Here is an 8,986-nt window from a genome sequence, read left to right as displayed (position 1 = left end):
CTTCCAGAAGACCACGGACGGCAGACCGCAGACGGCGGTCAGCTTCCAGAAGACCGCAGACGACAGACCGCAGACGGCGGTCAGCTTCCAGAAGACCGCAGACGACAGACCGCAGACGGCGGTCAGCTTCCAGAAGACCACGGACAACAGACCGCAGACGGCGGTCAGCTTCCAGAAGACCACGGACAACAGACCGCAGACGGCGGTCAGCTTCCAGAAGACCGCGGACGACAGACCGCAGACGGCGGTCAGCGACACGGCGAGGCAGCGGTCAGCGGTCGGCGGTCACTTCTTATCGGCGATGATCCAGGCTGCAAACCGCTCCTCTTTTTCGATGCGCGCCGGCAGCCCACAGTCCGCTATCATGGCGGCAATCTCATCCGGTGAGTGGAAATGGCTGCCCATCAACGCCACCTTTTCGGCCAGGGCAACGAACTTGACCTGCAGTTGAGTGATGTCGGGCTCTTCAATCACCAGACGACCACCGGGTTTCAACACCCGAACCAACTCGGCAACAGCCTGCTGCTGATAGCTGAAATGGTGCAGGGCATCGACCACCAACACGCGGTCAAAGTGCCCGTCAGGAAAGGGCAAATGTGACACATCTGCCTGTACAGGGCATGCAATGGTCTTCGCCATTGATTCGGCGAGCATGGGCCCTGAGAGATCGCTGACCACCAATCGTCCTACCAGAGGAGCCAGCAGAGCGGCAATGCGTCCCGTTCCACCGCCAGCCTCCAATAGCCAGCCCTCGGTTGGCAGATTCAGGAAGGCCTGGAGCCGCTGCGGGTCTGGGGGAGGAATCAACCGATCGTAAAAAGGAGCGCTATGGTCAAAAAGAAAGTTATTGGCTGGCATGATTCGCTTTCATAGTTTCTGGGGACGACGGCCGTCCTTCACGCGCCCCTGCGGCCAAACTCCCGTTCCAGCTGATCGGTGCTGAGAATCAACATGGTGGGACGTCCGTGGGGGCAAGATCCTGGATTCTGGCATGCTTCCAATTGCTGAAGCAAGCGACGCATTTCCTCGATGGATAACACCTGGCCACCCCGGATGGCAGCCCGTTTGCAGATAATTGTAACAAGAGCTTCCTCTTTTGTCTCGCCAACCAGATCCCTTCCGTCGGCGAGACCCTGCAAGACCTCCGCAACGGCACGGCGCGGATCGACACTGCCGAACACAGCTGGCACGGCGCGCACCAGCCAGGTATCCCCACCAAAAGGCTCGATCTGAAATCCAGATGCGCTCAGCGCATCACTGAACTCCTCGATGAGTCCTGCCTGCTCAGTGCCGGTCTCGAAGGCCAGGGGCTCCAGCAGCGCCTGTTGCGGAACCCCTTTGTTTGCCTGCTGGGCGCTCATCTGCTCAAACAGCACCCGCTCGTGAGCTGCATGCTGATCGATCAGATACATCCCTTTGGGGCCTTCCGCTACAATGTAGGTAGTACCCATCTGTCCCACAACCCTCAGCATCGGCAACACATCACTGGCGTCGCCCAAGGCTGAATCGCTGTCCCCGACCTGCGCATGTGCCTGTTGATCGAGCGATTCCCCTTCGCCAGAGACCGGCGTTATCGGATCCCAGTTGGGTCCCGCGGGCCGGGCCGGCTCAAACTGGATTGGCTGCTGTCCCTGACCGGCGTCGATCAACGACTGCCTCCGTTCGGCCCAGCCGGGCAGCGACCAGCCCAGCCCATCGCGGCTTAGCTCGGGCACCGGCGCGTGTTGGTTCAAGGTTGCCAATACGGCCTTTTGTACGGCGCGAAAGACGGCACGTTCATCGCGAAAACGAACCTCCGCTTTGCTGGGATGCACGTTGACATCGACCTGAGCAGGGTCAATGTCGATCATCAGCACAGCGACAGGATTCCGTCCTGCCATCAATCGATTTCGATAGGCCTCGGTGACGGCGAAGGTCAGGCTACGGTCCTGGATCAAGCGTCCATTGAGAAAAAAAAGGATCTGGTTGCGATTCGATCGGCTGAGGGTTGGCAAGCCAACAAAACCGTGAACATCGGGGATCTCCAGGCGTATAGCTTCCCGATCCGATCCGGACGTCCGCTGGTCTTCAAAGCCCAGCGGCACCAGTTGTCTGGCCGCTTCCAGCCCCAGGACCTTCACCAGGACATCATGCAGGTGCCCACTGCCGTTGGATTGAAAGACAAGCCGGCCATCCGAAACCAGGCTTAATCGCCGTTCCGGAAAGGCCATGGCAAGGCGCTGAACGATGCTGGAAATGTGTCTCGATTCGGTGGCGGCGCGGCGCAGAAACTTCTGCCGGGCCGGCACGTTGTAGAAGAGATTTTCAACGGTTACAATCGTGCCAGGAGGTGTCCCTTTGCTCTCATGCTTGACTGTAATGCCACCTTCGACTCGCACACGGGTACCCACCGACTCCGAAACATGACGGGTCAGGAGAGTCAATTGTGACACTGATGCAATCGATGCTAGCGCCTCTCCCCGAAAACCCAAGGTCGCGACGTTCAACAGATCGTCGGCGCTGCTGAGCTTGCTGGTAGCGTGGCGCTCGAAGGCCAGCGCCACCTCGGCTGCCGGGATACCCTGTCCATTGTCCGAAACCCGCAGCAAGCGTCTTCCCCCCTCGCGCGTTTCGATCTGGATGTGGTCCGCGCCCGCGTCGAGGCTGTTTTCGATCAGTTCCTTGATCGCAGAGGCAGGCCGCTCCACCACCTCACCGGCAGCGATTTGACTGGCAACTTCAGGAGGAAGTACACGAATGGGCATGACGCCATTTTAACATAGCCACCCGGAAAATGGTAAGCAGGCAATTCATGACGCGCCGCACCATGGGGGTTTGCCAAATGCCCCTTTGTCGGGTACAATCGTTTTTGACGCACTGCGGCATAAGCCTGGGCGTTAGTCCACAAAGGAGTGACATCGATGAAAGATGATATCGTCATCGTTGGAGGAGTCCGAACCCCGGTCGGTACCCACGGGGGCGCCCTGCGCCGCAAGAATGCGGTAGACCTGGGCGTGCTTGCACTACAGGCCACCATTGAACAGACGGGGGTTGATCCAGCCCTGTTCGACGACGTTTTCATCGGCTGCGCGGCACAACCATCGGAGGCTGCCAACATCGCCAGAGTCGTCGCCCTTATGGCTGGTGTCCCTGACCACGTTCCCGGCTGCACAGTTCACCGTAATTGTGCCAGTGGCCTGGAGGCTATCGTCAGCGCCTACCGCGCCATCAGAGCAGACGAAGGGACGCTCTACCTGGTTGGGGGCACAGAGAGTCTCAGCAGCGTGCCCTATGCCGTCAAGGGAGCCCGCTGGGGACTCAAGCTTCGACACAGTGAATTCACCGATATGCTCTGGGAGGGGTTGACAGACCCGGTATCGGGTTTGATCATGGGCCAAACGGCCGAGAATCTGGCAGAGCGCTATGAAATCAGCCGGGAAGAACAGGATCAATACGCTGTACTCAGCCACAAAAAAGCTTTCCGTGCCCAGCGGATGGAGAAATTCAAGGACGAAATCGTCCCCGTCGAAATCGTCAAGAAGGTAGCCGGTCAGGAAGTGGCGCGTGAGTTGATCACCCAGGACGAAGGTATCAACCCGACCCTCTCGGTGCGCAAGGCAGCCCTCTACCCGACTGTGTTCAAGAAGGATGGCACGGTAACGCCGGCCAACGCCTGTCCGCTGAACGATGGCACAGCGGCAATGATCGTTACGACGGCAGGGCGCGCCGAAGAACTTGGCCTGACACCGCGGGTGCGAATCGTAGCCTACACGTTCGTGGGAGTTGATCCTGCCTATATGGGTATCGGACCTGCCGTCGCCGTGCCGAAAGTACTGGAGAAGGCCGGCATGACCCTGGACGAAATGGGCGTCATCGAGCTCAACGAAGCCTTCGCAGCGCAAGTCCTGGCCTGCGGTGAGGAGTTGGAGCGGCAGGGTATGCCCCTGGAATGGGAAAAAGTCAATCCGTTGGGTGGCGCCATCGCCCTGGGTCACCCCATCGGCGCAACGGCCGCCAAACTCGTAGTGACAATTATGGGTGAAATGGAGCGGGAGAACCACCGGTATGGCCTGGTCACCATGTGTGTTGGTGGTGGTCAAGGTGGTGCCATGATCGTGGAGAATCTCAGCTACAACGACGAGTAGACTGCTAACGAACGATTCGAGGTTTCCAAATGTACATCTTCAAAGCAGGTGTTGTGGGCGCCGGTTTCATGGGCGCCGAGATCGCCCAGGTGATCACGTTCAGTGGTCTTCCGGTTGTCGTCAAGGATGTGGACCAGGATATTCTGGATAAGGCTGAAGCCCATATCCGCAGCATCTACCAGGGGCGGGTGGACAAGGGCAAGATGAGCCAGTCGGAATTGATGGACAAGATGGACCTGGTCGAATTCACCCTGGACTATGATGAATTCGAGGATGCAGATTTTATCATCGAGGCCGTTCCCGAGTCCATGGATCTGAAGGTTCAGGTCTTCAGGGAACTTGCTGAGGTTGCGCCCGAAACCGCCATTTTTGCCAGCAACACATCAGCATTGAGTATTTCAGAGTTGGGGCACCGGATAGGCAGGGCGGAGCGAACGGTTGGCATGCACTTTTTCAGCCCCGCCCACATCATGAAACTGGTCGAGGTAATTCCCGGCCTGGACACTGCCCAGGAAGTTGTCGACGACACCGTGCAGTTCGCCGAAAGCCTGCGCAAAATCCCGGTGGTGGTTCAGGAATGTCCCGGATTTCTGGTCAACCGGCTCCTGGCTCCCTACCTGTTGGAAGCGGTTCAGGTACTTCAGGAAGGGGCCGCCACCGCCGAGCAGATTGACAATGCCATGGTCGAATTTGGTATGCCTATGGGACCCCTTACCCTGTTGGATTTCATGGGAATCGACATCAGCGCCCATGCCGGCATGTACATGGCGAGCGAGTATGGGCAGCGCTTCGGCTCGCCGAAACTGATGGCAATGATGCTGGAGGCGGGACGTCTGGGTGAAAAGAGTGGCGCCGGATTCTACGGATATGGCGAGGAAACCGATGAACCGGTCCAGGAAATGATCTCCCGGATCCAGGCCGAAGAAGACACCCGGGGTGAGTTCACAGTCGAACGCCTGCTCTTTCCCATCATCAACGAGGCGGCGCGGATCGCTCAGGAGAACGTGGCAGCGGTCCCCGATATCGACATGGCAATGATCGCGGGCACCGGCATGACCTTTCAGGGACAGCGTATGGGCCCCCTGGCGGTGGCGGACGAATATGGCCTCGACGTGGTTCTGGCAGGCCTCGAAAGTATGTTGCATGAACCGTGGGGTGGAGAGAGATTCCGGCCCTCTCAGTACCTCAAGACAAAGGTCCGGGCTGGGCATCTGGGCACCAGGACAGGCCGCGGGTTTCACGAACACGTTGGAGCTGAACTCGACTTCCTTTCATAAGCAGGAGCAGATCATGGCAGAATATCAGAACATCAAGTTTGGAATCCAGGACAGGGTGGCCGTTATCGCCATCGACCATCCACCGGTCAATGCCCTCGACCTGCGTACACTGGCCGAAATCGAAACTGCTTTCGACGAGGCAACCGAAAACGCTGACGTCAAGGCCATCGTGATCACGGGCACCGGACAGTTTGCCTTCGTAGCCGGCGCCGATCTCAAGGAAATCCAGGCGTTCGGCGGCGACCAGGACGCCGTTCAGAACTTCATGGAAAAGGGACAGACCCTTTTCAACAAGATCGACCGCAGCCGGAAACCGGTGATTGCCGCCATCAATGCCGTGGCCCTGGGCGGGGGATTGGAACTGGCGTTGGCCTGCCAGATGCGGATCGCCAGCGATCGAGCCCGCTTCGGCCAGCCCGAGATCAACCTGGGAATCATCCCCGGCTGGGGTGGGACTCAGCGCTTGCAGCGAGTGGTTGGTCGGGCCAAGGCCACCGAGATGATCCTGACCGGCGACGCGATCAATGCCCAGGAGGCCTATCGTACCGGATTGGTCAACAAGGTAGTGCCGGCAACAGCCGTGGTCAAGGAAGCCATGGGCCTGGCAAAGAAGATCGCCGCCATGGGTGGCCTGGCAATAGAGGCAGCGCTAAACGCGATTGGAGAAGGCAGTGAGCTTCCATTGAACGATGGTCTGGCTGTGGAGCTGGAAAATGTGTCTTCCCTGGCCGCTACCAACGATGCCACGGAGGGCATTCTGGCCTTTGTCGAAAAGCGCCGGCCCCAATTCACCGACAGTTAGCCAACAGATAGCGTAACTGTACCGATCTGGTAGAAATATCTCGCATCTGTCATTGCGGTGGTGGGATGGGAAACCCGCAATGACACCTGTACAGTTACCAGATAGCGACCCTTGTCGCATGTAGAATCAGCGGGCAGCCATGTCCATCAACCTGAGTCGATACCAGTTGACTGGAGGCCGATGAATGGATTATTCATTCAGTGAAGAACAAACGATGTTCTGTCAGATGTTCGCTGACTTCGTCGCGAAGGAGATCGAACCCAGGGCGGAACATATCGACGAACAGGAAAAACTGCCTGCGACTCTGCTCGAAAAATCGGCTATGCAAGGTTTCCTCGGCGCTCTTCTGCCCGAGGATTACTTCGGCGCCGACCTGGATCCTCTGAGCTATATCCTGATGCTGGAAGAGGTGGCAAAGTCGTGCATGAGCACGGCTGTGGTCTTGCATGTTCACAACAGCCTTGTCAGCAAAGCACTTCTGCTGTTCGGAACGGAAGAGCAGAAGGAAACCTGGTTACCTGCCATGGCGGAGGGAAGTACCATTGGGGCCTGGGCAGCCTACGAACCAGACAGCTCCTCGTTGAAGCGTATTCAGACGACGGCTGACCCCATCAACGACAGCTATCGTCTCGATGGCCTGAAAGTATGGGTCTCCAATGCCAAAACCGCCGGCCTTTTCGTCCTCTTTGCGTCGACGCCAGAAGGTCCAACCGCCTTCCTCGTGCCGGCCGACGCAAAGGGATTGAAGCTTGGTCTGCGTGACAAAACGCTGGGCATGCGGGGGGTTCAGGTCCATCCCGTTTACCTGGACGACGTGTTCGTCGGATCGGATCAGATTCTGGGCAAGCCTGGTGAAGCCGCCAAGATAGTTGAGACGATCGCCGACTTCTCGAAACTCGCCCTGGCTGCCATTGCCCTGGGGGGCGCCGAACACGCCTTGGAACTCGGCGTTCAGTTTGCCGTTGAACGCAAACAGTTTGGCTCGGAAATCGCGCACAAGGGGGCAATTCAAGCCTTCATCGCCGATTCGGCCCTGGAAGTCGAAACCTTGCGAAGTCATGTTTACCGCTGCGCTTCTCTGGCGAGCCAGGGAAACCTGGACAGCGAAGTCGCCTCCATTGCCAAGTTATGGGCCAACCGGGTCGCCTACCAGGTCGCCAATCGCATGATTCAGACCCATGGAGGCTACGGCTACATCAACGATTACCCCATCAGCCGGGTATTTCGGGATTGCCGGACCATCGAGGTCGTTGAAGGTGGCAATCGATCGCAACAGACAGCTATCGCCAGAAGCATCCTGGCAGACCACGGTCTGGAGATCGCTTAAGGCCAATCCGCCAGGGCCAGGACACGCCAATGATTGCCCTCTGTCATTAACAATTGACTATTGACCATTGGCAATTGGCAATTGAAAATTAGGAAGGTACTGACATGGACCTGACGCTACCCAAAGAATATGAGCTGCTGCGCCAGATGATTCGCGAGGTCATGGAGAATGAGTTCGCGCCCGTGGCAGAAGAGGCCGACGAAAAGGCCGAGGTTCCATTCGAGGCCCTGGAGATCGCGGCCAGGGCAGGCCTGTTAGGCATCCCCTTTCCACAGGAGTATGGCGGTAGTGGCGCCGGGGAGTTGGGTTATGTCATCCTGATGGAGGAGATCAGCCGCGTCGATAGCGCGATTTCGACGATCATAGGCGCTCACATCGGAATCGCGGCTATGTCAATTTACGTGGATGGCTCTGGCGAACTGAAGGATAGATATCTCACCCCTATGTCCCTGGGCGAGAAGTATGGCGCTTTTTGCCTTACCGAAGCAGATGCGGGCTCGGACGCGGCTGCTATAAAAACGCGTGCCATTCGTGCCAACGGCAATTGGGTGCTCAATGGCGTAAAAACTTACATCAGCAACGCCCCATTTGCAGATATCTTCTCGGTATTGGCGGTGACCGATCCCGCCCTGGGTGCTCGCGGTGGAGTCACTGCCTTTGTGGCCGAAAAGGAGATGGGTGTCAAAATCGGCACCGTCGAAAAGAAGATTGGTATCCGGGCCTCCAGCACCTCTGAGGTGATTTTCGATGAGGTGGAGGTGCCCGCCGCCAATATCATCGGGCAGGAAGGGCTGGGCTTTGTTACCTTCATGAAAACGCTGGATCTGGGTCGTGTAACCGTGGGTGCCGCCTCGCTGGGAGGAGCTCAAAAAGCGTTGGAGATGGTGATCGAATATGCCCGCATTGCCGAGAAGTTCGGTACCTCGCTGGCCCACCAACAACAAGTCCAATTCATGATCGCGGACATGTATTCCTGGATCGACATGTTACGAGGGCAGGTCTATCGAACGGCCTGGTTGGTGGATAACGGCAGGCCCTTCAGCCGGGAATCCTATGTTTGCAAACTGATGGGCAGCGAGATTGCCAGCAAGGCTGCCAGCTATGCCATGGAGATCTGCGGCAACCTGGGCCTCAGCAGGGACTACTTTCTCGAGCGTGCCTTCCGCGATGCCAGAATCGCCGAGATTTTCGAAGGCACCAACGAAATCCAGCGTGTCATCATCGCGCGCGACCTGCTTCGCGAGGTAGGCGTTTTCGTCGAGCCCTAACCTGGACAAGCCAGAGGGACGCTGATTACGCAGACCTTCGGCGCAGATCATCGCCGATCTTCTAGCTCACGCACCGTCTGCTGACGTCACGCACCGCTTGCTGCCTCTCGGCACGCCTGCTGGCGTAGCGTGCTGGCGTGCTGATCCTGTTTGGATCGATCAGCGTTCATCAGTTCATCAAAGGAGGC

At 58.0% G+C, this 8,986-nt stretch carries 8 protein-coding genes; 5 read left to right on the top strand and 3 right to left on the bottom strand.

Annotated features, from left to right (window positions below; all coding sequences use genetic code 11):
- From U9R25_15440 to mutL, 3 genes are all read right to left on the bottom strand, one after another.
- On the bottom strand, window positions 1-258 hold a 258-nt coding region (locus tag U9R25_15440; protein ID MEA3337291.1), incomplete at its 3' end, for a hypothetical protein.
- A gap of 27 nt (window positions 259-285) precedes the next feature.
- Window positions 286-858: a methyltransferase domain-containing protein gene (locus U9R25_15435; protein ID MEA3337290.1), complete on the bottom strand. Its 573-nt coding sequence runs from the start codon at window positions 856-858 to the stop codon at window positions 286-288.
- A 38-nt stretch (window positions 859-896) separates the two neighbouring features.
- Complete coding sequence (gene mutL, locus U9R25_15430; protein ID MEA3337289.1) at window positions 897-2,744, bottom strand: DNA mismatch repair endonuclease MutL; 1,848 nt, start codon at window positions 2,742-2,744, stop codon at window positions 897-899.
- 156 nt (window positions 2,745-2,900) lie between these two features.
- Here mutL and U9R25_15425 point away from each other — a divergent pair, with 156 nt between their 5' ends.
- The 5 genes from U9R25_15425 to U9R25_15405 all read left to right on the top strand — a co-directional run bounded on the left by U9R25_15425 (window position 2,901) and on the right by U9R25_15405 (window position 8,798).
- Window positions 2,901-4,124 (top strand): thiolase family protein, encoded by a 1,224-nt coding sequence (locus U9R25_15425; GenBank protein MEA3337288.1) that lies wholly within the window; start codon window positions 2,901-2,903, stop codon window positions 4,122-4,124.
- A 29-nt stretch (window positions 4,125-4,153) separates the two neighbouring features.
- Complete coding sequence (locus U9R25_15420; protein ID MEA3337287.1) at window positions 4,154-5,401, top strand: 3-hydroxyacyl-CoA dehydrogenase; 1,248 nt, start codon at window positions 4,154-4,156, stop codon at window positions 5,399-5,401.
- 13 nt (window positions 5,402-5,414) lie between these two features.
- Window positions 5,415-6,203, top strand: coding sequence for an enoyl-CoA hydratase-related protein (locus U9R25_15415; GenBank protein ID MEA3337286.1), 789 nt, complete (start codon window positions 5,415-5,417; stop codon window positions 6,201-6,203).
- Window positions 6,204-6,387: 184 nt separating this feature from the next.
- A complete protein-coding gene (locus tag U9R25_15410; GenBank protein ID MEA3337285.1) occupies window positions 6,388-7,530 on the top strand; it encodes an acyl-CoA dehydrogenase family protein in 1,143 nt (380 codons plus the stop codon).
- A 104-nt stretch (window positions 7,531-7,634) separates the two neighbouring features.
- Complete coding sequence (locus U9R25_15405; GenBank protein MEA3337284.1) at window positions 7,635-8,798, top strand: acyl-CoA dehydrogenase family protein; 1,164 nt, start codon at window positions 7,635-7,637, stop codon at window positions 8,796-8,798.
- Window positions 8,799-8,986: the final 188 nt, after the last annotated feature.

The sequence above is a fragment of the Chloroflexota bacterium genome (genome assembly GCA_034717495.1).
In the GTDB taxonomy this organism is placed as follows: domain Bacteria; phylum Chloroflexota; class Anaerolineae; order JAAEKA01; family JAAEKA01; genus JAYELL01.
This window is presented reverse-complemented; position numbering and strand designations above follow the sequence as displayed.

Excerpts from the sequence above, each read along its gene's own strand:
- U9R25_15435 (MEA3337290.1), bottom strand. The coding sequence starts at position 858 with ATGCCAGCCAATAACTTTCTTTTTGACCATAGCGCTCCTTTTTACGAT.
- mutL (MEA3337289.1), bottom strand. The coding sequence starts at position 2,744 with ATGCCCATTCGTGTACTTCCTCCTGAAGTTGCCAGTCAAATCGCTGCC.
- U9R25_15425 (MEA3337288.1), top strand. The coding sequence starts at position 2,901 with ATGAAAGATGATATCGTCATCGTTGGAGGAGTCCGAACCCCGGTCGGT.
- U9R25_15420 (MEA3337287.1), top strand. The coding sequence starts at position 4,154 with ATGTACATCTTCAAAGCAGGTGTTGTGGGCGCCGGTTTCATGGGCGCC.
- U9R25_15415 (MEA3337286.1), top strand. The coding sequence starts at position 5,415 with ATGGCAGAATATCAGAACATCAAGTTTGGAATCCAGGACAGGGTGGCC.
- U9R25_15410 (MEA3337285.1), top strand. The coding sequence starts at position 6,388 with ATGGATTATTCATTCAGTGAAGAACAAACGATGTTCTGTCAGATGTTC.
- U9R25_15405 (MEA3337284.1), top strand. The coding sequence starts at position 7,635 with ATGGACCTGACGCTACCCAAAGAATATGAGCTGCTGCGCCAGATGATT.